Source organism: Streptomyces sp. NPDC127177 (assembly GCF_042672475.1).
Taxonomy (GTDB): Bacteria; Actinomycetota; Actinomycetes; order Streptomycetales; family Streptomycetaceae; genus Streptomyces.
Genome location: NZ_JBHXUW010000006.1, coordinates 14,739 through 36,752 on the forward strand (window position 1 = coordinate 14,739; position 22,014 = coordinate 36,752).

General features: G+C 71.2%; 21 protein-coding genes and 1 riboswitch. Of the genes, 10 read left to right on the forward strand and 11 right to left on the reverse strand.

Features of this window, described 5'->3' with window-relative positions; translation table 11 throughout:
* Positions 1 to 26: 26 nt before the first annotated feature.
* Both ACFVJX_RS06275 and ACFVJX_RS06280 read left to right on the forward strand, forming a co-directional pair.
* Positions 27 to 968 (forward strand): ROK family glucokinase, encoded by a 942-nt coding sequence (locus tag ACFVJX_RS06275; RefSeq protein WP_384128817.1) that lies wholly within the window; start codon positions 27 to 29, stop codon positions 966 to 968.
* A gap of 82 nt (positions 969 to 1,050) precedes the next feature.
* A complete protein-coding gene (locus tag ACFVJX_RS06280; protein WP_384128815.1) occupies positions 1,051 to 1,809 on the forward strand; it encodes an endonuclease/exonuclease/phosphatase family protein in 759 nt (252 codons plus the stop codon).
* Positions 1,810 to 1,818: 9 nt separating this feature from the next.
* Here ACFVJX_RS06280 and ACFVJX_RS06285 read toward each other — a convergent pair whose 3' ends face one another.
* Together ACFVJX_RS06285 and ACFVJX_RS06290 are read right to left on the reverse strand one after the other, a co-directional pair.
* The gene (locus ACFVJX_RS06285; protein ID WP_384128813.1) at positions 1,819 to 2,496 is read right to left on the reverse strand and encodes a hypothetical protein; all 678 of its coding nucleotides are present in this window, start codon (positions 2,494 to 2,496) and stop codon (positions 1,819 to 1,821) included.
* The gene (locus ACFVJX_RS06290) at positions 2,489 to 3,268 is read right to left on the reverse strand and encodes an alpha/beta hydrolase (protein WP_384128811.1); all 780 of its coding nucleotides are present in this window, start codon (positions 3,266 to 3,268) and stop codon (positions 2,489 to 2,491) included. The genes ACFVJX_RS06285 and ACFVJX_RS06290 overlap by 8 nt, the downstream gene beginning before the upstream one ends.
* Positions 3,269 to 3,430: 162 nt before the next feature.
* On the opposite strand from ACFVJX_RS06290, the gene ACFVJX_RS06295 reads away from it, so the two are divergent.
* The 5 genes from ACFVJX_RS06295 to ACFVJX_RS06315 all read left to right on the forward strand — a co-directional run bounded on the left by ACFVJX_RS06295 (position 3,431) and on the right by ACFVJX_RS06315 (position 8,422).
* Complete coding sequence (locus ACFVJX_RS06295; protein ID WP_384128809.1) at positions 3,431 to 4,204, forward strand: lysophospholipid acyltransferase family protein; 774 nt, start codon at positions 3,431 to 3,433, stop codon at positions 4,202 to 4,204.
* Positions 4,205 to 4,239: 35 nt separating this feature from the next.
* Positions 4,240 to 5,466: a MacS family sensor histidine kinase gene (macS, locus tag ACFVJX_RS06300; RefSeq protein WP_384128807.1), complete on the forward strand. Its 1,227-nt coding sequence runs from the start codon at positions 4,240 to 4,242 to the stop codon at positions 5,464 to 5,466.
* Positions 5,463 to 6,161: a response regulator gene (locus tag ACFVJX_RS06305; RefSeq protein WP_384128805.1), complete on the forward strand. Its 699-nt coding sequence runs from the start codon at positions 5,463 to 5,465 to the stop codon at positions 6,159 to 6,161. The genes macS and ACFVJX_RS06305 overlap by 4 nt, the downstream gene beginning before the upstream one ends.
* A gap of 111 nt (positions 6,162 to 6,272) precedes the next feature.
* Positions 6,273 to 7,301, forward strand: a complete 1,029-nt coding sequence (locus ACFVJX_RS06310; RefSeq protein WP_384128803.1) for a 6-phosphofructokinase — start codon at positions 6,273 to 6,275, stop codon at positions 7,299 to 7,301.
* Between the two features lie 113 nt (positions 7,302 to 7,414).
* Entirely contained in the window at positions 7,415 to 8,422 is a 1,008-nt protein-coding gene (locus ACFVJX_RS06315) for a 2-hydroxyacid dehydrogenase (RefSeq protein ID WP_384128801.1), read from the forward strand.
* A gap of 7 nt (positions 8,423 to 8,429) precedes the next feature.
* Here ACFVJX_RS06315 and ACFVJX_RS06320 read toward each other — a convergent pair whose 3' ends face one another.
* From ACFVJX_RS06320 to ACFVJX_RS06330, 3 genes are all read right to left on the reverse strand, one after another.
* Positions 8,430 to 10,346, reverse strand: coding sequence for an anthranilate synthase family protein (locus ACFVJX_RS06320; RefSeq protein ID WP_384128799.1), 1,917 nt, complete (start codon positions 10,344 to 10,346; stop codon positions 8,430 to 8,432).
* 96 nt (positions 10,347 to 10,442) lie between these two features.
* Complete coding sequence (locus ACFVJX_RS06325; RefSeq protein WP_073735655.1) at positions 10,443 to 10,499, reverse strand: trp operon leader peptide; 57 nt, start codon at positions 10,497 to 10,499, stop codon at positions 10,443 to 10,445.
* Between the two features lie 94 nt (positions 10,500 to 10,593).
* Complete coding sequence (locus ACFVJX_RS06330) at positions 10,594 to 13,419, reverse strand: N-acetylmuramoyl-L-alanine amidase (RefSeq protein ID WP_384128797.1); 2,826 nt, start codon at positions 13,417 to 13,419, stop codon at positions 10,594 to 10,596.
* A 156-nt stretch (positions 13,420 to 13,575) separates the two neighbouring features.
* Between ACFVJX_RS06330 and ACFVJX_RS06335 the strand changes: the two genes are divergently transcribed.
* Entirely contained in the window at positions 13,576 to 14,922 is a 1,347-nt protein-coding gene (locus ACFVJX_RS06335) for a class II 3-deoxy-7-phosphoheptulonate synthase (protein ID WP_384128895.1), read from the forward strand.
* A gap of 170 nt (positions 14,923 to 15,092) precedes the next feature.
* On the forward strand, positions 15,093 to 15,401 hold the full coding sequence (locus ACFVJX_RS06340; protein ID WP_384128795.1) for a bacterioferritin-associated ferredoxin: 309 nt from the start codon (positions 15,093 to 15,095) through the stop codon (positions 15,399 to 15,401).
* Positions 15,402 to 15,424: 23 nt separating this feature from the next.
* Here ACFVJX_RS06340 and bfr read toward each other — a convergent pair whose 3' ends face one another.
* Positions 15,425 to 15,904 (reverse strand): bacterioferritin, encoded by a 480-nt coding sequence (bfr, locus tag ACFVJX_RS06345; protein ID WP_124718145.1) that lies wholly within the window; start codon positions 15,902 to 15,904, stop codon positions 15,425 to 15,427.
* A 154-nt stretch (positions 15,905 to 16,058) separates the two neighbouring features.
* On the opposite strand from bfr, the gene ACFVJX_RS06350 reads away from it, so the two are divergent.
* Positions 16,059 to 16,691: a sulfite oxidase-like oxidoreductase gene (locus ACFVJX_RS06350; protein WP_384128792.1), complete on the forward strand. Its 633-nt coding sequence runs from the start codon at positions 16,059 to 16,061 to the stop codon at positions 16,689 to 16,691.
* A 54-nt stretch (positions 16,692 to 16,745) separates the two neighbouring features.
* Here ACFVJX_RS06350 and ACFVJX_RS06355 read toward each other — a convergent pair whose 3' ends face one another.
* The 5 genes from ACFVJX_RS06355 to thiO form a co-directional block, all read right to left on the reverse strand.
* Positions 16,746 to 17,603: a deoxyribonuclease IV gene (locus ACFVJX_RS06355; RefSeq protein ID WP_384128790.1), complete on the reverse strand. Its 858-nt coding sequence runs from the start codon at positions 17,601 to 17,603 to the stop codon at positions 16,746 to 16,748.
* A 6-nt stretch (positions 17,604 to 17,609) separates the two neighbouring features.
* Entirely contained in the window at positions 17,610 to 19,529 is a 1,920-nt protein-coding gene (gene pknB / locus ACFVJX_RS06360) for a Stk1 family PASTA domain-containing Ser/Thr kinase (RefSeq protein ID WP_384128788.1), read from the reverse strand.
* A 113-nt stretch (positions 19,530 to 19,642) separates the two neighbouring features.
* Positions 19,643 to 20,437, reverse strand: coding sequence for a thiazole synthase (locus tag ACFVJX_RS06365; protein ID WP_384128786.1), 795 nt, complete (start codon positions 20,435 to 20,437; stop codon positions 19,643 to 19,645).
* 2 nt (positions 20,438 to 20,439) lie between these two features.
* Positions 20,440 to 20,658: a sulfur carrier protein ThiS gene (gene thiS / locus ACFVJX_RS06370; protein WP_384128783.1), complete on the reverse strand. Its 219-nt coding sequence runs from the start codon at positions 20,656 to 20,658 to the stop codon at positions 20,440 to 20,442.
* Positions 20,655 to 21,833 (reverse strand): glycine oxidase ThiO, encoded by a 1,179-nt coding sequence (gene thiO, locus ACFVJX_RS06375; protein WP_384128781.1) that lies wholly within the window; start codon positions 21,831 to 21,833, stop codon positions 20,655 to 20,657. Before thiO ends, thiS begins: the two co-directional genes overlap by 4 nt.
* A riboswitch (TPP riboswitch) is annotated at positions 21,831 to 21,943 on the reverse strand. Its footprint overlaps the gene before it by 3 nt.
* Positions 21,944 to 22,014: the final 71 nt, after the last annotated feature.

Below are 22,014 nucleotides of genomic sequence, written 5' to 3' on the forward strand. Positions count from 1 at the left end.
GGGGCTCGACCGAAACTGAGGGATTCATGGGACTCACCATCGGCGTCGATATCGGCGGCACGAAGATCGCAGCTGGAGTGGTCGACGAAGAGGGCCACATCCTCTCGACCTTCAAGGTGTCGACCCCGCCGACGGCCGAAGGCATCGTGGACGCGATCGCGGCGGCGGTGTCCGGCGCGAGCGAGGGGCACCCGGTCGAGGCGGTCGGCATCGGCGCGGCAGGGTATGTCGACGACAAGCGGGCCACGGTGCTGTTCGCACCGAACATCAACTGGCGGCACGAACCGCTCAAGGACAAGGTCGAGCAGCGCGTCGGCCTTCCCGTGGTCGTCGAGAACGACGCCAACGCGGCGGCCTGGGGCGAGTACCGCTTCGGCGCCGGTCAGGGCCACGAGGACGTCATCTGCATCACCCTCGGCACCGGCCTCGGCGGCGGCATCATCATCGGCAACAAGCTGCGCCGCGGACGCTTCGGCGTGGCCGCCGAGTTCGGCCACATCCGGGTCGTCCCGGACGGTCTGCTCTGCGGCTGCGGCAGTCAGGGCTGCTGGGAGCAGTACGCCTCCGGGCGGGCGCTCGTCCGGTACGCGAAGCAGCGCGCCAACGCCACCCCGGAGAACGCCCCGATCCTGCTGGGTCTCGGCGACGGCACGGTCGAGGGCATCGAGGGCAAGCACATCAGCGAGGCCGCCCGGCAGGGCTGCCCGGTGGCCGTCGACTCGTTCCGTGAGCTGGCCCGCTGGGCCGGCGCGGGACTCGCCGACCTCGCCTCGCTCTTCGACCCGTCCGCCTTCATCGTCGGCGGCGGTGTCTCGGACGAGGGCGAGCTCGTCCTCGACCCGATCCGCAAGTCGTTCCGGCGCTGGCTGATCGGCGGCGAATGGCGCCCGCACGCCCAGGTGCTCGCGGCCCAACTGGGCGGCAAGGCCGGGCTCGTGGGCGCGGCGGACCTGGCCCGGCAGGGCTGATCCGACCCGGCACCACGGACATGACGGACGCCCGTCGCGCCCCTCTCGGGACGCGGCGGGCGTCCGTCGTATCGTGACCGGCATGGCCATGATGTCGCTGCCAGAATCCCGTACCGAGCAGGACGGCTCGGCCGTCATCAGAGTGCTCTGCTACAACGTCCGGTCGATGCGCGACGACCCCGCGGCACTGGCCCGCGTGATCCGCGCCTGCGCGCCCGATCTGGTGCTGATCCAGGAGGCACCGCGCTTCTTCCGCTGGCGCAAGCGCGCCGCCCGGCTCGCCGCCGCCACCGATCTGGTGGTCCTCGGCGGCGGGGCCACCGCGGCCGGACCCCTGCTGCTCTGCTCACTGCGCGCCACGGTGGAGCGGACCGAGGACGTCCTGCTGCCGCTCACCCCCGGACTGCACCGCAGGGGCTTCGCCACCGCCGTCGTCCGGATCGCGGGCACCCGGATCGGCGTGCTGAGCTGCCATCTGAGCCTTCAGCGGGAGGAGCGCCTCGCCCAGGCGGAGCTGCTGCTCGGACAGCTGGACGCGATGGGCGTGGAGCACGCCGTCGTGGGCGGCGACCTCAACGACGTACCGAGCGGGCAGGCGTTCCGGCTGCTGGCCGGGCGGCTCCAGGACTGCTGGACGGTCCGGCCCCGGGGCGGCGAGCACACCTTCCCGCCGGGCGACCCGCGCAAGCGGATCGACGCGCTCTTCGCGACCGGGGGCATCGAAGTGCTCGGCTGCGGCGTCCCGGCCGGGCTGCCCGGCGTGGCCGAGGGCGACCTGCTGGCCGCCACCGACCATCTGCCGGTGCTGGCCGCGCTCAGGGTGCCGGCCGACGCGGTGTAGGACGGCTGCTCAGACCACCGCGCCGCGGCCGGGGTCGTCGCCGTCCTCGTCGTCGTGCTCCATCCGCGCCACCAGCGTCACGAAGCCGCCCAGGAAGCCGCCGACGCAGACCGTCGTCAGCCACCAGGTCATCTCCCACTGGAGCAGCACCGCGAGCAGCAGCAGGATCGGTCCGCCGACCACCGCGAGCCAGGCGAACTTGGCGGTGACATCGGCCTCGGGCAGCGGCGGCGGCTCCGGCGGCACGAAGTGGCCCTCGCCGCTGTCGTCCTCGTCGTCCGTGTCGCCCGCGGTGGGTTCCGCCGGCTCGTAGTCGCGCGGGCCGCCGACACCGGGGGCGAACACCACCGAGCTGCCGAGCGGCTTCTCCGGCGGTTTGGGCGGCCGCTTGCCGATGCCCTTGTCCGGGTCGAGGGCGGTCAGCGGACCGTCGTCCGGGAGCGCGAGGTCCTCGATGGACCGGAACGGCCTGGCACCCGGCGGGTCCGGCGGCTCGTCCCCGTACCCCGCGACGATCGCCTGCCAGACGGCGTCCTCGTCGACCGGGCGTTCCCCGTCCCCGCCCTGGGCGATGCCGGGACCCTCCGACGGGGGCGCACCGCCGTCATCGGGGACGGCCGCTCCCTCGACGGGGAGCGGCTCGCGCTCCTCCTCGCTGCCCGCGCGTTCCGCGTCGTGCTCAGCCACCGGACGTGCTCCCCTTCTTCCCGACGCTCGGAGCGAGGCGGCCGATGAACGAGTAGCTCTCGTCGAAGATCCGCTCCGCATCGTGGTCCAACGTCGCCACGTGGTAGCTCTGTTCCAGCAGGATCTCCTCGACGTCCGTGGACGACACCCGGCTCAGGACGCGGGCCGAGTCGGCGGGCGGCACGACGTGGTCCTGCGGGCTGTGCAGCAGCAGGAGCGGCTGGGTCACCTGGGGCAGCTCGGCATCGACCAGCCGGAAGAACTTCCGCACCGAGTGGGCCGCGTGCAGCGGCACCCGCTCGTAGCCGACCTCCGCCGAGCCCTCCAGGGCGATATCGCTCACCAGCCCCTTCGTCGTCGGCACCAGGTGGCGGGCCACCGGCAGCGCGTGCGCCGCGAGACCGTGCACCTTGTTGGCCGGGTTGACGAGCACCAGACCCCGGACCGCGTCGCCGTGCTTCGCCGCGAGCCGCAGCGCGAGCGCGCCGCCCATGGAGAGGCCGAAGACGAAGACCTGGGAGCACCGCTCCAGCAGCGACCGCAGCTCCCGGTCCACCTCCGCGTACCAGTCCTGCCAGCCGGTGACCTGCATGTCCTCCCAGCGGGTGCCGTGCCCGGGGAGCAGCGGCAGCGAGACCGTGAGCCCGCGCTCCGCCAGGTAGCCGGCCCAGGGGCGCAGCGACTGCGGGGAACCGGTGAATCCGTGGCAGAGAAGGACGCCGACCTCTCCGCCCTCGTGGCGGAACGGCTCGGCTCCAGGAAGGACCGGCACCGGGGTCTCCTGTTCGTGAGGCTCGAAGGGGAGCGAAAGGGGGGAGTGCGGACGGATTACTTCACCGTACGCGACCGGGCCGACACCGACCAGGGCCGTCACGGGAGCACGGGTTGCCGGATGCTCTAAGGTCTGTCGGACAGCACACAGGAGGCACCCGAGTTGATCTACGGCGCTATGAAGTTCTCCATCGGCGGGTCTCTGAAGCTCGCTTTCAGGCCGTGGGTGGAGGGCCTGGAGAACATCCCCGCGCAGGGACCCGCGATCCTGGCGAGCAACCATCTGTCGTTCTCCGACTCCTTCTTCCTGCCCGCCGTCCTGGACCGCAAGGTCACCTTCATCGCCAAGTCCGAGTACTTCACCGCGCCCGGCGTCAAGGGCAAGCTCACCGCCGCCTTCTTCAAGGGCGTCGGCCAGCTCCCGGTGGACCGCTCGGGCGCCCGGGGGGCCGGCGAGGCGGCGATCAAGGCCGGTATCGAGGTGATCGAGAGCGGCGGCCTCTTCGGTATCTACCCGGAGGGCACCCGCTCGCCCGACGGCCGTCTCTACCGCGGCAAGCCCGGTGGTCTCGCCCGGGTGGCGCTCGCGACCGGGGCGCCGGTGATCCCCGTCGCGATGATCGACACGGAGAAGATCCAGCCGCCCGGACAGGTGATGCCCAAGCTGATGCGTCCGGGGATCAGGATCGGCGAGCCGCTCGACTTCAGCCGCTACCACGGAATGGAGGGCGACCGCTTCATCCTGCGCTCGGTCACCGACGAGGTGATGTACGAGATCATGAAGCTCTCCGGGCAGGAGTACGTCGACGTGTACGCGACCGCCGCCAAGCGGCAGCTCGCGGACGACGCCAAGCGGCAGGCGGAGGCCGCCAAGCAGGCCGCGTCCGGCGGCCGGGACGAGCAGCCGGGTACGGACGGGGACCGCGGCGGCGCCTGAGCGCGCGCGGTCCGCCGGGGGCGGGGGAGAAGAAGATGGCCAAGCGCGTGCGGGTCGTGCGGATGTCGGTCGAGCAGCCGCTGTGGCGTGCGCTGACGGCGTACCGCATCCTGACGATGCTCTACGCGATCCTGCTCGCCGTCTTCGGACGCGACAAGTACGAGCGGCCGTGGGTGGCCGTCGTCTTCCTGACCGTCATGGCCCTCTGGACGCTCGTCACCCTGCCGAAGGTGTCCGGCGCGGTGGCCTGCACCAAGCGCTTCCTCGGCGCGGACCTCACCCTCGCCCTCGCCGGCATCCTGGTGACCCCGCTCGCCGACTTCCAGGCCCAGCACGTCGACGGGCCGACCCTGCCGTCCATCTGGACCGCGGGTTCCGTGCTGGCCTTCGCGATCAAGGGCGGCTGGCGCTGGGCGGCCTTCGCCTCCAGCTTCGTCGCCGCCGCCAACATCGTCGAGCGCGCCGAACCCAGCCGCGACACCCTGCACAACGTCCTGCTGGTCTGGGTCGCCTCCATCGCGATCGGGTACGTCGTCGAGGTCGCCCGCGCCAGTGAGCGCACCCTCGCCCGCGCCCTGGAGATCGAGGCCGCCACCCGGGAGCGGGAACGGCTGGCCCGCGACATCCACGACAGCGTGCTCCAGGTCCTCGCGATGGTGCAGCGACGCGGTACGGCGATCGGCGGCGAGGCGGCCGAGCTGGGCCGGATGGCCGGGGAGCAGGAGGTCGCCCTGCGCACCCTGGTCTCCAGCGGCCTGGTGCCGCCCACCCGGGTCTCCGAGGACGCCGCAGACGGCGCCGTCGTGCGGACCGTCGATACGGACGACGACGAGCCGGACGGGCCGGGCGAGACCGATCTGCGCGCCCTGCTCGCCCCGCACGCCGGTTCCCGGGTCAGCTTCGCCGAGCCCGGCGCCCCGGTACTGCTCCCGCCCGCCGCCGCCGGCCAGCTGGCTGCCGCCGTCAGTGCCGCCCTGGACAACGTCCGGGTGCACGCGGGCGATGACGCCCAGGCCTGGATCCTGGTCGAGGACTGGCCCGACGAGGTGATCGTGACCGTCCGGGACGACGGACCGGGCATCCCGGAGGGGCGGCTCGCCCAGGCCGAGGGGGAGGGGCGGCTCGGCGTCGCCCTGTCGATACGCGGCCGGCTGAACGAGCTGGGCGGCACGGCAGAGCTGATCTCGGTGCCCGGCCAGGGCACCGAGGTCGAACTGAAGGTTCCGAAGGTTTCACGGGGGAAGGCGGGTTCGGTCCGATGAGCGCAGAGCACGATCAGGACGCGGCGGGGCAGCAGCGGGCGATCAGGGTGATGGTGGTCGACGACCACCCGATGTGGCGCGACGCCGTCGCCCGCGACCTCGCCGAGTCCGGGTTCGACGTGGTGGCGACCGCGGGCGACGGCCCGCAGGCCGTCCGCAGGGCCGGGGCCGTCAGCCCCGACGTCCTCGTCCTCGACCTCAATCTGCCCGGGATGCCCGGCGTCCAGGTCTGCAAGGAACTCGTCGGCTCGCACCCGGGGCTGCGCGTCCTGGTGCTCTCCGCGAGCGGTGAGCACGCCGATGTGCTGGAGGCGGTCAAGTCCGGCGCCACCGGCTATCTGCTCAAGTCGGCGAGCACCCAGGAGCTGACCGAGGCGGTCACCCGCACCGCGGCCGGCGACCCGGTCTTCACCCCCGGCCTCGCCGGGCTCGTACTCGGCGAGTACCGCAGGCTGGCCTCCGAGCCGGCCCCCGTCGCATCCGACGAGCCGAAGGCCCCGGAGCTCACCGACCGGGAGACCGAGGTGCTGCGGCTGGTCGCCAAGGGACTCTCGTACAAGCAGATCGCCGAACGGCTGGTCATCTCGCACCGCACCGTCCAGAACCACGTCCAGAACACCCTGGGCAAGCTCCAGTTGCACAACCGGGTGGAGCTCGTGCGGTACGCCATCGAGCGCGGCCTGGACGACATCTGAGATCAAGACCCGCACATTGCGCTGGACTTGACCATCCGCCCCATCCCGAAGTGACCTGCATCACCCTTACCGTGGAGCTGAGTGAGCTCACTTCGGCGAAGGGATGCTTCCATGCGGGTCGGAGTACTGACCGGGGGCGGCGACTGCCCCGGGCTCAACGCGGTCATCCGTGCCGTCGTCCGCAAGGGCGTGCAGGAGTACGACTACGACTTCATCGGTTTCCGGGACGGCTGGCGCGGGCCGCTGGAAGGGGTGACGGTCCCGCTCTCCATCCCGGCGGTGCGCGGCATCCTGCCGCGCGGCGGCACCATCCTCGGTTCCTCGCGCACCAACCCGCTCAAGGCGGATCACGGCGTCCGCCGGATCAGGGACAGCCTCGAACGGCACGAGGTCGACGCACTCGTCACCATCGGCGGCGAGGACACCCTCGGGGTGGCGGCGACCCTGTCCGAGGAGCACGGCATCCCCTGCGTCGGCGTACCGAAGACCATCGACAACGACCTCTCCGCCACCGACTACACCTTCGGATTCGACACCGCCGTCGGCATCGCGACCGAGGCCATCGACCGGCTGCACACCACGGCCGAGTCCCATATGCGGGTCCTGGTCGTCGAGGTGATGGGCCGTCACGCCGGCTGGATCGCGCTCCACTCCGGTCTCGCCGGAGGAGCCAACGTCATTCTCATCCCGGAACAGCCCTTCGACACCGAGCAGGTCTGCGCCTGGGTGACCTCCCGGTTCCGGGCCAGCTACGCCCCGATCGTGGTGGTCGCCGAAGGGGCCGTGCCCGCGCAGGGCGAGATGGTCCTCAAGGACGGCTCGCACGACTCCTTCGGCCATGTCCGGCTCTCCGGCGTCGGCGAGTGGCTGGCCAAGGAGATCGAGCGCCGCACCGGCAAGGAGGCCAGGACCACCGTCCTCGGACACGTCCAGCGCGGCGGCACCCCCAGCGCCTTCGACCGCTGGCTCGCCACCCGCTTCGGCCTGCACGCCATCGAGGCCGTGCGCGACGGCGACTTCGGGAAGATGGTCGCCCTGAGCGGTACGGACATCGTGCGGGTGCCCATCGCCGAGGCGACCGCCCGGCTCAAGACCGTCGACCCGGCGCTCTACGCGGAGGCGGGTGTCTTCTTCGGCTGAGCGGCGCACCGGGACCCCCGGCCTTATATTCGCGATGACCGGACCGGCCGGGTCCGCACGCACCCCGGTGCGTACGGACCCGGCGCCCCGCCCGCATCAGTCACGGAGACGTCGTGGAAATCCTGGCCTTCGGTGTGCAGTCCGACGAGAAGCCGCTGATCGAGAAAGCCTTCGCCGGGAAGCACGAGGTCCGCTGCCTGGACGTCTTCCTGAACCGGGACACCGCCCCCATCGCGGCCGGTTACGAGGTCATCTCCACCAGCGTCAACGCCGACCTGGGAAGCGGCGTCCTGCAGACCCTCGCGGCCGGCGGCACCCAGATGATCGCCCAGCGCTCCACCGGCTTCAACAACATCGACCTCGACGTCGCCGAGCGCCTCGCCATGCGCGTCGCCCGGGTCTCCTACTACTCGCCCCACTCGGTCGCCGAATTCGCCTGGACCCTCGCCATGGCGGTCAACCGCCGGGTCATCCGGGCCGCGAGCCGCACCCGTGACTTCGACTTCCGCCTCGACGGACTCCTCGGCCGGGACATGCACGGCCGCACCGCCGGAGTCATCGGCACCGGCAAGATCGGCGAGGCCTTCACCCGTATCGCCCACGGCTTCGGCATGAATCTGCTCGGCTGGGACGTCGCGGAGAACCCGGCCTGCGTCGAACTGGGCATGCGCTACGTCGACAAGGAACAGCTCCTCGCCGATTCCGACCTGATCAGCCTGCACGTCCCGCTGCTGCCCTCCACCCACCACGTCATCGGCAGGGACGCCCTGGCCCGGATGAAGGACGACGCGATCCTGATCAACTCCAGCCGCGGCGGACTCGTCGACACCACGGCCCTGGTCGGCCAGTTGCGGGCCGGCCGGTTCCTCGGCGTCGGACTCGACGTGTACGAGGCCGAGGCCGGGCTCTTCTTCCTCGACAAGTCCCTGGAAGGCATCGACGACGACACCCTGGCCCGGCTCGTCACGTTCCCGAACGTCATCGTCACCTCGCACCAGGCGTACTACACCGAGGACGCGGTGGGCCAGATCATCGACGCCACCGTCCGGAACGTCGACGACTACCTGGCCCGCCGCCGCAGCGACAACGTCCTGGTCCCGGCGGCGGCGCCGGCCCCCTGAGCCCGCCTCAGCCGCGCACCGGAAGCCCCGCCAGCAGCTCGCCCACGATCGCCGCGCCGCGCAGTGTCAGCACCGACTCCGGGTGGAACTGCACCGAGGCGAAACCGCCCCCGCGCAGTGCGTGCAGCTCCCCGGTCGCCCCGTCCACGCTCGCCTCGATGCCGTGCGCAGCCAGCTCGGTGACCACGGCGTCGTCGCAGCGCGCGGTGAAACTGTTGTAGAAGCCGACGGTCTCCGGCCGCCCGAACAGCTCGATCCGGGTCTGCGCGCCCTGGTACGGCACCGCCTTGCGGACGATCTCGAGCCCCAGCTCCGCAGCGATCAGCTCATGGCCGAGGCACACCCCGAGCAGCCCGTACCGGTGATCGCGGACCAGTTCGGCGGTCAGCGCCCGCAGCAGCCGCATCTTCGGATCGGCCGCGTCGCCCGGGTTACCGGGGCCGGGACCCAGCACGACGGGGCCCTCGTGCGCCCGCACGGCCTCGCGCAGCCTCGGCTCGTCGTAGCGGCGCACCGACACGTCGAGCCCCGACGCGCGCAGCAGGTGCCCCAGCATCGCGGTGAAGGTGTCCTCGCCGTCGACCACCAGCGCATGGCCGGACAGCTCATCGGTGCGCTCCTGCATCCGCAGCCAGAACGGGGCGAGCCCGTCCCGCCTGGAGTCCAGCGCCGCACGCACCCGCGGGTCCGCGGCCAGCCGGGGCAGCGCCCGCTCCGACTTCGGCCGCCCCGGCAGCACCCCCAGCGCGGTCAGTACACCGGCCGCTTTGGCGTGGGTCTCGGCGACCTCGCTCTCCGGGTCGGAGTGGCGCACCAGCGTCGCCCCGACCGGCACCCGCAGCTCACCGTCCGCCGAGATGTCGGCGGTCCTGATCAGGATCGGCGAGTCCAGGCTCTGGGCCCCGTCCGGCCCCTGCCGCAGGAGGGCCAGCGCGCCCGCGTAGTAGCCGCGCCCGCCGGGCTCGTACCGCTCGATGACCCGGCAGGCGTTCTGCACGGGCGAACCGGTGACCGTAGCGGCGAACATGGTCTCCTTCAGCACATCGCGCACATCCAGCGAGGAGCGCCCGCGCAACTCGTACTCCGTGTGGGCGAGATGGGCCATCTCCTTGAGCCGTGGGCCGATCACCACCCCGCCCATGTCGCCGACGGTGCACATCATCTTGAGTTCCTCGTCGACCACCATGGAGAGCTCCTCGGTCTCCTTGCGGTCGCCGAGGAAGGTCAGCAGGCTCTCGGCGGTCGGCCCTTCGGCGGGGTAGCGGTAGGTGCCGCTGATCGGGTTCATCACGACCGTTCCGCCGGACATCCGCACATGCACCTCCGGGCTGGCGCCGACCAGCGTGCGCCCACCCGTCGCCCGCCGCCCCGAAGCCGAGAGCCCTTCGGGCCCGCTGCCACCGGTGTGGACGACGAACGTCCAGTACGCCCCGCGCTCCCCGGCCAGCAGCCGCCGGAACAGGGCCAGCGCGTCCGCCCGCCCGAAGCCCGGGATCTCGCCCCGGAAGGTCCGCCGGATCACGAAGTTCGCGCCCTCGCCCCGGCCGATCTCGTCCTCGATGACCCGCCGCACGGTCCCCGCGTACTCCTCGTCGCCCACGTCGAAGGCCCCGTCGCGGACGTCCACCTCATGGGCCGGGAGCAGCTTCAGCGCCTCGTCCACGCGGAGTTCGTACGTCTCGTCCGCGACCAGCACGGACAGCGGGGTCCCGTCGTCCCGTACGTCGAAGCCGCGCTCGGCGATCTGGCGGAACGGCACCATGGCCAGTGAGGGCCGTTCGCCGACGGGGAGATCGGCCAGCCGCTCCACCTCGCGCACCTCGCCGATCAGCACCTCGACGGTGTCGTGGTCATGGCCGGGGGTGCGCCTGCGGAGCAGGGCGAAGGGCGGGCAGTCGTCGGAGAGCAGTCGGTCGATCGTCATGCGGGGTGTTCCTTCCAGGAAGATCAGCTGGGAGGAACGGCCCCGGACACGGAAAAGGCCGCCCCTCGGGCGGCCTCTGCGTCGGTGTACGCGCGATCAGTGGGCCGCCGGATGAGCGGTCCACCACCAGTTACGGGTCGAGTGCGCGAACATGCCCCGAACCCTAACCCACGCCGCACGGCGACGGGGCCTGTTCCCACCCGGCCGGGTGGGAACAGGCCCCGCGCTCACTGTCCTGCCCGCCGGGCTAGAACAGCGTGTCGTAGATCTGCCAGCCGGTCCCGACCTGCACCTTCTTGGCGAAGGGCGCCGCCGTGTCACCGGTTGAGTGGTAGAACCAGAAATTCCCTGAACCGTCCACGCCGACCAGGTCGCCCCGGCCGTCGCGGTCCAGGTCGCTCGGTCCGAGCAGCAGCTTGTACGCGCCCCAGCCCGTGCCGATCCTGACCCTCGCCGCGTACGGGGAGGCCGCCGAGCCGGTGCCCGTGTAGATCCACAGCACCCCCGACTTGTCCCGGGCCAGGAAGTCGGCCCTGCCGTCACCGTTCAGATCACCGGTGGAGACCAGGGTGTCGTAGATCTGCCAGCCGGTGCCGATCTGCGCCTTGGCCGCGAAGGGCTTCGCCGGGTCGCCCGTCCCCTTGTAGAAGTAGATGACGCCGGAGCCGTTGCGGGCGATCAGATCCGCCTTGCCGTCACCGTCGAGGTCACGCATGCCGGACAGGATGTCGTACTGGTTCCAGCCGCTGCCCACCTTGAGCCGCGCCAGGTACGGCTTGTCCGGGTTGCCGCTGCCGCGGTAGTACCAGAGCACGCCGTCCTTGTCGCGGGCCACGATGTCGCCCGTGCCGTCGGCCCGCATCGCGGTCATGGCGGTGATGGCGGTGTAGTTCTGCCAGCCGTAGCCCATGAGGTAGCGCTTGTAGTACGGGGACGAGGCGCTGCCGGTGCCCTGGTACTGCCAGACGTCACCCGCGCCGTCCCGGCCGATCATGTTGTAGCGGTCCGTCCCGGCGTCCGGGACGGTGCTGCTCGCCTGCTGGACGTCGCTCGCCTTCACCCACGCTATGCGGTGGTTGTAGCGGATCGGGTAGAAGGAGGTGCTCCCCTTCACCATCGTGCGGTCGTTCTCGGCCGTGCCGGCGAACGTACCCGCGAACCAGTAGTCACCGGCCTGCGCCGGACCGGCCTGCGGGTAGGCCTGCCCCGCGGGGACGGTGTACTTCGACAGCGACTCGCCGTTCTTGTCCTGCACCGGCACACCCGTGCCGGAGTACGCGGCGTCGTCCGGGTAGGCGCGTCCGTACACCGGGATGGACGTCGCGCCCGCCTTGGGCTTCAGCACCGGCTGGGCCGTCTTGGCGACCGCCTTGGTGAACTGGCCGCCCGGGTTCTGGAACCAGGCCTTCTTGCCGCCGTACCAGATGGCCGTCCAGTCACCCTTGGCCTCGGCGACGACGTACGTGCCGCCGGCGACGACCTTGTTGCCCCAGTTCGGGCCGTCGGTGGCCTTCACGTCGGGGATGTACGGGTCGGTGATCATCGCCGACGTGGTGGAGCCGGAGGTGTAGAGGTAGCCGAAGTTCGCCGGCTGTTTGGCGACCGTAGCGCCGTCGTAGGTCACCGCCGGCTGGTTGGCCGTGGTGAACGGCGGCACGACCCGCACCACCTGGCCGGCCTTGACCGGGCCGCCCGCGCCGCCGGCGCCGGTCGGGGCGCCGATCAGGGACATGTAGTGGTTCCAGTCCCAGAAGGGGCCCGGGTCCCAGTGCTGCGTCGCGACATTGGCGTCCAGGACGCCCGGCACCTCGTCGTGGCCGATGATGTGCTCACGGTCGAGCGGAATGCCGAACCTGTCGGCCAGGTACTTCACGAGCGTCGCGGAGGACTCGTACTGCGGCTCGGTGTACCAGCTGCCCGACTTGATCGCGTAGCCCTCGTGCTCGATCCCGACCGAGTGCATGTTCACGGTCTTGTTCGCCGCGTGCCACGCCTCGTCCTTGGTCTTGACCAGCTGGGTGACCAGACCGTCCTTGGCCCGGATCAGATAGTGCGCGCTGGTGTAGGAGGCCGGGTTCTGGAACGTGGCCAGCGAACCGTCGTAACCGCCCTCGGTGTCATGGATGACGATGTAGCGGATGTCCTCGCCACCGGCCGGGCGGTCGGCCTCGTTGTAGTTGCCGAAATCGTCCGGGGTGGAGCTGTTCTGCTTGTACCCGGCCGGCTTGAAGTCGCAGTTCAGACCGGATGGGCACTCCGGTGCGGGGGCCGCGGTGGTGCTCGCGTCGGTCGCCGCCAGCCGCATCTTCGCGGGCTTCACCGGGGTCACCGAAGGATCGGCGGGCAGCGACAGCCGCTGGCCGTCCGCCGTCAGCCGGCTCTCGCCGCCGCGGACGGACTCGAAGACCCGGTCGGCGAAGAGCGTGGCGCCCTTGGTGTCCGACGCCTGGCTGTAGCGGGCGACGGCCGGGTACCACCGGCCGGCGTCGTCGGGCAGTGAGTCGGTGGCCTCGCGCTGGTACTTCGCGAGCAGCGCAGCGCCCGCCCGGATGCTCTGCGCGGTGTCGTCCTGGACCGAGCCGGCCGGCTTGTCGATGAGCTTCGCGGCCTCGTCCAGCGTGTGCAGCTCGGCCGCGGTGGTGTCCACCCGCTTCGGCAGGCTACGCAGCGCGCGCTCCGCGTCGAAGTGCTTCGTGACGGCCGGGTCGCCGCTCATGTCGAGGTGCGAGAGCCGCTCCGCGTCCGTCGGCTGCGCGACGTCGCCCGCGGTCACCCGGGTCAGCCCCATGACGTTGTACGCGCCGCTGGTGCTCGGCTCCCCGTCGTGGCTCTCCCACAGCGTCTGGCGGTACGAGACGGCCATCAGCACGCTCTGCGGGACGTCGAACTCACGAGCCGCGTCCCTGAACTGCGTCTGCAGGGTGGCGGCCGCGGAGCCCGGCTTGCTGTCCGTGGTCGCGGAGTTCTGCGAGGCCATGGCGAGGGTGCCGATCGTCGCGGTGGCGACCACCGCCGCACCGGCCCCGAACAGCAGCCGCCGTCTCCTGAGGTCCCTACGGTGATTCCGCTTCAAGTCCCCACCCCTGTTGTCCACTTGTTCAACGCTGAAAAACGTGAGGCTAGCAGCCGGGGCGTGACCCCCGTCACTCGACGTGCCGAGACGTCCGTCTCAGCCACTGAGCAGCAGGAAAAGCAGTCGACACGACCCCGTAATGTGGGCACCGTGACCGTGAACGCCAATACCTCCGTCGCCGGTGGCAACACCTGGCGAGACCTTCCCGCGGCGCAGCAGCCCGAGTACCCCGACTCCGAGGCGCTGCGCGATGTACTCGCGGACCTCGCGTCGTATCCGCCGCTCGTCTTCGCCGGCGAGTGCGACCAGCTGCGCGCCCGCATGGGAGCCGTCGCCAAGGGCGAGGCGTTCCTGCTTCAGGGCGGTGACTGCGCCGAGGCCTTCGACGCCGTGTCGGCCGAGCACATCCGCGCCAAGCTGAAGACGCTGCTCCAGATGAGCGCCGTCCTCACCTACGCGGCCTCCGTGCCCGTCGTCAAGGTGGGCCGGATCGCCGGCCAGTACTCCAAGCCGCGCTCCAAGTCGACCGAGACCCGCGACGGCGTGACCCTGCCGACCTACCGCGGTGACTCCGTCAACGGCTTCGCCTTCACCGAGGCCGAACGCGTCCCGGACCCGGACCGGCTGAAGCAGATGTACCACGCATCCGCTTCCACGCTGAACCTCGTCCGCGCCTTCACCACCGGTGGTTACGCCGACCTGCGCCAGGTGCACGCCTGGAACCAGGACTTCGTGAAGTCGTCCCCCTCCGGCCAGCGCTACGAGGCCCTGGCCCGCGAGATCGACAACGCGCTGAACTTCATGAAGGCGTGCGGCACCGACCCCGCCGAGTTCAAGGCCGTCGAGTTCTACTCCTCGCACGAGGGCCTGCTGCTGGACTACGAGTCGGCGCTGACCCGCACCGACTCGCGCACCGGCCAGCTGTACGACACCTCGGGCCACATGGTGTGGATCGGTGAGCGCACCCGGCAGATGGACGGCGCGCACATCGAGTTCGCGTCGAGGATCCGCAACCCCATCGGCATCAAGCTCGGCCCGACGACCACCGTCGACGAGGCGCTCGGCTACGTCGACCGCCTCGACCCCGAGCGCGAGCCCGGCCGGCTGACCTTCATCGTCCGGATGGGCGCCGACAAGGTCCGCGACAAGCTTCCCGAGCTGGTCGAGAAGGTCACCGCGTCCGGAGCCACCGTTGCCTGGGTGACCGACCCGATGCACGGCAACACCTTCGAGGCCGCGTCCGGCCACAAGACCCGCCGCTTCGACGACGTCCTGGACGAGGTCAAGGGCTTCTTCGAGGTGCACAAGGGCCTCGGCACCCACCCCGGTGGCATCCACGTCGAGCTCACCGGTGACGACGTCACCGAGTGCGTCGGCGGCGGCCACGAGATCTTCGTGGACGATCTGCACCAGCGTTACGAGACGGCCTGCGACCCGCGGCTCAACCGCAGCCAGTCGCTGGACCTCGCGTTCCTGGTCGCCGAGATGTACCGGGATCAGTAGGCATCACCGCAGGTAGTGCGCGTACGACTGTGGGGCACGGATCGATGTGATCCGTGCCCCACAGGGCGTTCCGGGGCTTTTACCGCCCTTGAGCGGCGGGTAAGGTTAGGTTAGCCTCACCGATTATCGGGACGGCCACCACGACCCACCCCGCCGGGAGGTGAAACCGCATGTACGTCTGCTCGTGCTTCGGCGTTACGGAGCAGCAGGTCAAGAAGCATGCGGAAGCCGGCGCCTGCACGCCCCGCCAGATAGCCTCCGCCTGCAAGGCGGGGACCGACTGCGGCGGCTGTGTCCGCACCATCCAGGCGATGCTCGGCCGCGGCGCCTGTCCGCGCCGCGAACTGCTCGACCAGAAGCAGTCGCCCGCCACCGCCGAACCTCTCGCGGCCCCTGCCGCCGCCGACGCCGAACCGGGCATCACGCCGGCCGCCGGGCCCGCCTTCGCGCCGGTGGTCACGCTTCCCGAAGCCGCCTGAGCGCAGCCGCGCCCCCGAGCCGGTCAGCTGTCCGGCTGCTCGATCAGCTGCGCGATGTAGAGCGGCTCGCCGAGCTTCTCGACCAGTTCCAGCTGGGTGTCGAGATAGTCGATGTGGTGTTCCTCGTCGGCCAGGATCGACTCGAAGATGTTCGCGGACGTGATGTCGCCCTTGCCGCGCATCAGCTCGATGCCGCGCTTGAGGCGGTCGATCGCCTCGACCTCGACCTGGCGGTCCGCCTGGAACATCTCGGTGACCGTCTGGCCCACGCGGACATGGAACAGCCGCTGATAGTTGGGCAGTCCGTCGAGGAAGAGAATCCGGTCGGTAAGGATCTCCGCGTGCTTCATCTCGTCGAACGACTCGGAGCGCGTGTACTTCGCGAGCTTCGTCCAGCCGAAGTTGTCCTGCATCTTTGCATGCAGGAAATACTGATTGATGGCAGTCAATTCGGCGGTCAGCTGTTCGTTCAGGAACTCGAGGACCTCGGGGTCGCCCTGCATCGCAGAGGCTCCTTCCAACCGGTGAACTGGGCAAGTTGGCCGCATCTTCGCATCGCGCCCGGTGGCCGTCCAGTAAGTACATGCTTAGTAGTGGTTGCCCGAAACGTCTCTGTGCTGGTCATGACCACCCCTGCCTGTCTGTCACCATGGAGACATGGGTCAGCCGGAAAGCCGGGAAAACCGCGCATCAGAGCAGTCCGAGCTTCCGCCGGGACAGCGACTGCAGCGCGGCTGGCCCGTAACCCATTACGGTCCGGTGCCGAAGTTCAAACCCGACCGCTGGGAATTCCGGGTTTTCGGGGCCACGGCCGACGGGGACAAGCACTGCTGGAACCACCAGGAATTCTCCGCGCTGCCGTTCTCCTCGGTCGTCGCGGATCTGCACTGTGTGACCAAATTCAGCATGCTCGGCGCTGAGTGGGGCGGAGTCCTCGTCCGTGATGTCATGGCACTCGCACCGCCCGCGCCCCAAGTCACCCATGTGATGGTCTGGGCCGAGTACGGATTCAGCTCCAACCTCAGACTCGACGACTTCACCGCCGAGCGGGCCCTTTTCGCCACCCACAAGGCCGGCGAGCTGCTCACCGCCGAGCACGGCTTCCCGCTCCGGCTGGTCGTTCCTCATCTGTACGCCTGGAAGGGCCCCAAATGGGTCCGGGGCATCGAGTACATGACCGCCGATCGCCGCGGCTTCTGGGAGGAGCGCGGCTATCACAACGTCGGTGACCCCTGGAAGGAACAGCGCTACTCCTACCAGGAGGAGCCGGGGGACGGCCCCGAACTCTGAGGAGCTCCGGGAGAGCGGCGTTCCACGCCCGCGGCGAGGGTGCCGCGACCCCGGTCAGCCCAGGTCGCGCAGCCCCTTGAGCCGGGCCACGTCCGCCGCGTGCCCCTCCTTGCCGCCCGGTGTCTCGATGATCAGCGGCACGCCCTCGGTGGCCGGATGGCAGAACAGCTCACGGAACGGCTCCTCGCCGATGTGGCCCGCGCCGATGTTCTCGTGCCGGTCCTTGTGGGCCCCGGACACGTCCTTGGAGTCATTGGCGTGGATCAGCTTCAGCCGCCCCTCACCGACCGTCTCCACCAGCAGGTCCAGCGTCTCCTTCATCCCGCCGGGACCGGCCAGATCGTGTCCGGCCGCGAAGACGTGGCAGGTGTCGAGGCAGATGCCGAGCTTCGGATGGGCGTCGAGTGCGTCGAAGTACGGTCCGAAGTCCCAGGTCCGCGAGCAGAGCGAAAACCCCTGACCCGCGGTGGACTCCAGCAGCAGGAAGGGATCGTCCTCGTGCGTCAGCTCGTCGAGCAGCGGCCTCATGTGGGTGCGCACCTGGGCCAGTGCCTCCTCGCGGGGCCGGCCGTTGGTGGCCGAGCCGGTGTGCACCACGACGCCCAGGGCCCCGATCTCCCGGGCCCGGCGCAGGGAGTGGCGCAGTGAGTCCACGGACTTCTGCACGGTCGCCCCGGTGTGCGAGCCGAAGTTGATCAGATACGGCGCGTGGACGTAGGCCGGTACGGACGCGGCGGCGCACTCGGCGCGGAACTGCTCGTCCTGCGCCGGGTTCCCGGCGGGCGTCGCCCAGCCGCGCGGATTGGCGACGAAGACCTGGACGGCCTCCGCGCCCATCTCCCGGGCGTACGGGAGGCCGACCTTGGCGAGGCCGCCGGCCACCGGCACATGGCCACCGACAGGATTGCGCATACGGTTCTAGAGCCCCTTGGTCTTGATGGTGATGGTGCTGCCCTCGGGGGCCTGATCGCCGCCGTCGACGGACTGGCTCGCGATCGTGTCGCTGAAGGACAGGAACGGGCGGTCGACCTTGACCTCGAAGCCCGCCTCCTCCAGCTCGCTCCGGGCGTCGTCCACGTTCTCACCGGTGACGTCCGGCACATCGATCATCCGCGGGCCCTTGGAGACCGTCAGCGTGATGGTGTCGCCCTCGGCGGCCTGCCGGCCCTCGGCCGGTGACTGCTGGGCGATGTCGCCCGCGTCCTGGGGGGAGTTCACCCTCTTCGGCAGCACCTTGGCCTTCAGTCCCTCGTCGTCCAGCGCGTCGGTGGCGTCCTCGACGGAGAGGCCGGTGACATCGGGGACGTCGACCGGGCTGCCCTTGGAGACCACGATCGCGACCGCGGTGTCCGGGTGGCGCTCGGTGCCTGCCTCGGGATCGGTGCGCACCACCTCACCGGCCGCCGCGTCCTCGCTGAACTCCTTCGTGGTCATGCCGGGCACCAGACCCGCCTTCACCAGCTTCCGCTTGGCCTCGCCCAGCGCGACGCCCTCGACGTCGGGCACCTTCACGATCTCCGGCCCGCGCGAGACGACGAGTGTCACCGAGCCGTTGCCCCGGATCCGGGCGCCCGACTTCGGGTCGCTGCGGAGGATCCTGCCGCGGGCGACCGTGTCGCTGTAGGCCCGCTTGACCTCCTTCAGCTCCAGACCGGCGTCCGAGAGCCGCCCCTCGGCGGCCTTCTCGCTCTGGCCGAGCAGCAAGGGGACATGGGTGAACTGTCCGGAGTTGATGTACCAGACCCCGCCGCCGATCCCCAGGACCAGCAGCACGGCGACGACCGCCGCGAGGATGCCGCGCCGCGGGCCGCCCAGGGGCCCGCGCCGGCGGGCCGGCGGCTGCGGTGGCGGCTGCGGGGGCATCTCCAGCCGGCTGGTGTGGTGGGCGGTGCCCTGGCCCGGCGGCAGCACCCGCGGGATCACGCTGGTGCGGTCCTCGGCGTCGTCGTGCACCTCGGCCAGGGCCTGCGGCGGTACGGCGTCCAGCTGGGCCTCGCTGAGACCGGCGCGGGCCCGGCGGGACCCGGCGAGCAGCGCCACCGCGTCGAACGGCCGGACCTCGGGGTCCCGGGCGGTGGCGCTCGCGACCAGCTCGTCCAGCTCGGCCGCGAGCCCCGGCACCGCGGCCGATGGGGCCGGGACGTCCTCGTTGAGGTGCTGGTAGATGATCTGGGCGGGGGAGTCGCCACCGTGCGGCTTGGTGCCCGTGAGCATCTCGTAGAGCACCACCCCGCACGCGTAGACGTCGGCGCGGGTGTCCGCCGTGCCGTGCTCGATCTGCTCGGGGGCGAGATAGGAGACGGTGCCCAGGATGGATCCGGTGGTGTTGGTGACCGTGCCCACGGCCCGTACCAGGCCGAAGTCGGCGACCTTGACCCGGCCGTCGTCGCCTATCAGCACGTTCTCCGGCTTCATGTCCCGGTGCACGAAACCCGCCCGGTGCGCCGCACCGAGCGCGGCGAGCACCGGCTCCAGGATGTCCAGCGCCGCCCGGGGCTGCAGCGCGCCGCGCTCGCGCAGCACATCACGCAGCGTGCATCCCGCGACGTACTCCATCGCCAGGTAGACGTACTGCCCCTGGGCTCCCTGGTCGAAGACCGCGACCACATTGGGGTGCGCGAGCCCCGCCACGGACTTGGCCTCACGGATGAAGCGCTCGACGAACGAGGCGTCGGTCGCGAGCGCCGGGTGCATCACCTTGAGGGCGAGCACCCGGTCGAGCCGGGTGTCCATGGCCCGGTAGACCGTGGCCATGCCGCCCACGGCGATGCGGGCATCGACGCGGTAGCGGCCGTCGAGCAGCTGCCCGACGAGAGGGTCCTGGAGGGTCGTATCCACGCAGCGAGTCTACGAGCCGCCACGGACACCCCCGACGGGCCGGGGCGATCCTGGGCCCGTACTGCAGCCGAGCCGTGACAGGGACATGCGATCCGGCGCCGCGGGGCCCGGTGTCAGAAGGCCGGGCGCTCCGGATCCAGCGCCGCACGCCCTGCCACCGGCGACGACGCCTCGGCGAAGTGGCGGCGGGGGATCCGGCCGGCACGGTACGCCAGCCGGCCGCCCTCCACCGCGTGCCGCATCGCCGAGGCCATCAGCTCGGGCTCCTGGGCCCGGGTCACCGCCGAGGCGAGCATCACAGCCGCGCACCCGAGCTCCATCGCCAGCGCCGCGTCCGAGGCCGTCCCCGCGCCCGCGTCCAGGATCACCGGGACCCCCGCCTGCTCGGTGATCAGCTGGAAGTTGTGCGGATTGCGGATGCCCAGACCCGAGCCGATGGGGGAGCCGAGCGGCATGATCGCCGCGCATCCCACATCCTCCAGCTTCCGGGCCAGCACCGGGTCGTCGTTGGTGTACGGCAGGACGGTGAACCCGTCGTCCACCAGGATCTCCGCGGCGTCCAGCAGCTCGATCGGGTCGGGCAGCAGTGTCCGCTCGTCGGCCACCACCTCCAGCTTGACCCAGTCGGTGCCGAGCGCCTCGCGGGCCAGGCGCGCGGTGAGCACGGCCTCACCCGCCGTGAAGCAGCCCGCGGTGTTCGGCAGGACGCGGATGGAGAGCCGCTCCAGGACGGAGAGCACGGAGCCCTGCACGGTCGGGTCGAGCCGGCGCATCGCGACCGTGGTCAGCTCGGTGCCGGAGGCGATCAGGGAGCGTTCCAGCACATCGAGGCTGGGCGCCCCGCCCGTCCCCATGATCAGCCGGGAGCCGAAAACGCTGTCCCCGAGGGTGAAGAGGTCGTCGGACACGGTCAGCCTCCCTGGACCGCGGTCAGGACCTCGACGCGGTCGCCCTCGGCGAGCTCCGCGGCCGACCACCGGCCACGCGGGACGACGGTCTCGTTCAGCGCGGCCGCGACCCCCGAGGGGGCCCGGGTCAGGGTCGCGACGAGGGCGTCCAGGGTGGTGCCCGCGGCGACGGCGACGACCTCGCCGTTCACGGACACGGAGAGGGAGACGGGCGCGGTCATGCGGGCTGCTCCTGACGTACGGGTGCGGCGGCCGGGAAACGGCCGGGGGAGAAGGGGCGGGCCACCTCGGGCAGCTCGCCGTCGGCCAGCAGCTGCGCCATGGCGTCACCGGTGACGGGCGTGAGCAGCACCCCGTTGCGGTGGTGACCGGTGGCGAGGTGGAGGCCGGGCAGCGCGGTGCGGCCGAGCAGCGGCGCGTTGTCGGGAGAGGCGGGGCGCAGACCGGCCCGGGTCTCGGTGAGCGGCAGCTCGGTGATGCCGGGCACCAGCTCGTGGGCGTCGCGCAGCAGCTCGTACACACCGCCCGCCGTGACGGTGGTGTCCCAGCCCATCTCCTCGCTGGTGGCGCCGATGACCAGCTCGCCGTTCTCGCGCGGCACGAGATAGACGTGGCTGCCCCGGACCACGGCCCGCACGGTGCGGCTGAGGAAGGGGGCGTACGCGGTGGGCACGGTCAGCCGGAGCACCTGGCCCTTGACGGGGCGGACGGGCGGCACGACGTGGTCCGGCACCCCCGCGAGCCGGCCGCTGAGGCTCCCGGCGGCGAGCACCACCTGATCGGCCCGGGCCTCCGTACCGTCGTCCAGTACGGCCCCGGCAGCCCGGTCCTGCACCACCGAGAGCCGCTCGGCCCGCCGGCGGTGGAGGACGACCCCGGCCCGCTCGCACGCCGTCAGCAGCGCGGTCGCAAGCCGGCGCGGATCGACCTGGTGGTCGCCGTCGACCCGCAGACCCCCGCGTACGCCCGGCGCGAGCATCGGCTCCAGCCGGCGGCAGTCCCGCCCGGTGAGCCACTCCGACTCCAGCCCCGACCGGCGCTGGAGCTCGTGCAGTTCCCGCAGATGGGCGCGGTCGTCGGCGTCCAGCGCGACGGCCAGGGTGCCGCAGGCGCGGAAGCCGATGTCCTGTCCGCTCGCCGCCTCCAGCTCGGCCGCGAACGCAGGATAGAGCGCGGCGGAGGCGACGTTGAGCCCCAGCAGCATCTCTTCGCCGTAGTGCAGTTCGGTGACGGCGGCCAGCATGCCGGCCGCGACGCGGGCGGCCCCGCCACCGGGATCGGGGTCGACGACAGCGGCGCTCAGACCGCGCTGCGCGGCCCGCCAGGCTGTCACGAGCCCGATGATCCCGCCCCCGATGACGAGGACGTCGGACCCGCTCGTACGGTGTGTACGCATGGGCGTCCAGCCCCTCCCTTCGCCGGCATGACCCGGATCAGGTTCGTACGGTCGGAGGCCGCCCAGCCTCCCTCTCAGCCCGGTTCGTCCGGGCTCCCGCGAGTGTTTTACCTGGGCCACCCTAGACCCCGGCCCCGGGGCCGGGTGAAGCGAGCCGCCCGCACGGCCCGGAACCCCTTTC

Bases quoted from the DNA above. Each gene is read 5' to 3' on its own strand.
- bfr (WP_124718145.1), bottom strand. From the start codon at position 15,904: ATGCAGGGCGACCCCGAGGTCCTCGAGTTCCTGAACGAACAGCTGACC.
- ACFVJX_RS06280 (WP_384128815.1), top strand. From the start codon at position 1,051: ATGGCCATGATGTCGCTGCCAGAATCCCGTACCGAGCAGGACGGCTCG.
- macS (WP_384128807.1), top strand. From the start codon at position 4,240: ATGGCCAAGCGCGTGCGGGTCGTGCGGATGTCGGTCGAGCAGCCGCTG.
- ACFVJX_RS06320 (WP_384128799.1), bottom strand. From the start codon at position 10,346: ATGACGATCGACCGACTGCTCTCCGACGACTGCCCGCCCTTCGCCCTG.
- thiS (WP_384128783.1), bottom strand. From the start codon at position 20,658: ATGACCGCGCCCGTCTCCCTCTCCGTGTCCGTGAACGGCGAGGTCGTC.
- ACFVJX_RS06310 (WP_384128803.1), top strand. From the start codon at position 6,273: ATGCGGGTCGGAGTACTGACCGGGGGCGGCGACTGCCCCGGGCTCAAC.
- ACFVJX_RS06350 (WP_384128792.1), top strand. From the start codon at position 16,059: ATGGGTCAGCCGGAAAGCCGGGAAAACCGCGCATCAGAGCAGTCCGAG.
- thiO (WP_384128781.1), bottom strand. From the start codon at position 21,833: ATGCGTACACACCGTACGAGCGGGTCCGACGTCCTCGTCATCGGGGGC.
- ACFVJX_RS06305 (WP_384128805.1), top strand. From the start codon at position 5,463: ATGAGCGCAGAGCACGATCAGGACGCGGCGGGGCAGCAGCGGGCGATC.
- ACFVJX_RS06355 (WP_384128790.1), bottom strand. From the start codon at position 17,603: ATGCGCAATCCTGTCGGTGGCCATGTGCCGGTGGCCGGCGGCCTCGCC.
- ACFVJX_RS06340 (WP_384128795.1), top strand. From the start codon at position 15,093: ATGTACGTCTGCTCGTGCTTCGGCGTTACGGAGCAGCAGGTCAAGAAG.
- ACFVJX_RS06275 (WP_384128817.1), top strand. From the start codon at position 27: ATGGGACTCACCATCGGCGTCGATATCGGCGGCACGAAGATCGCAGCT.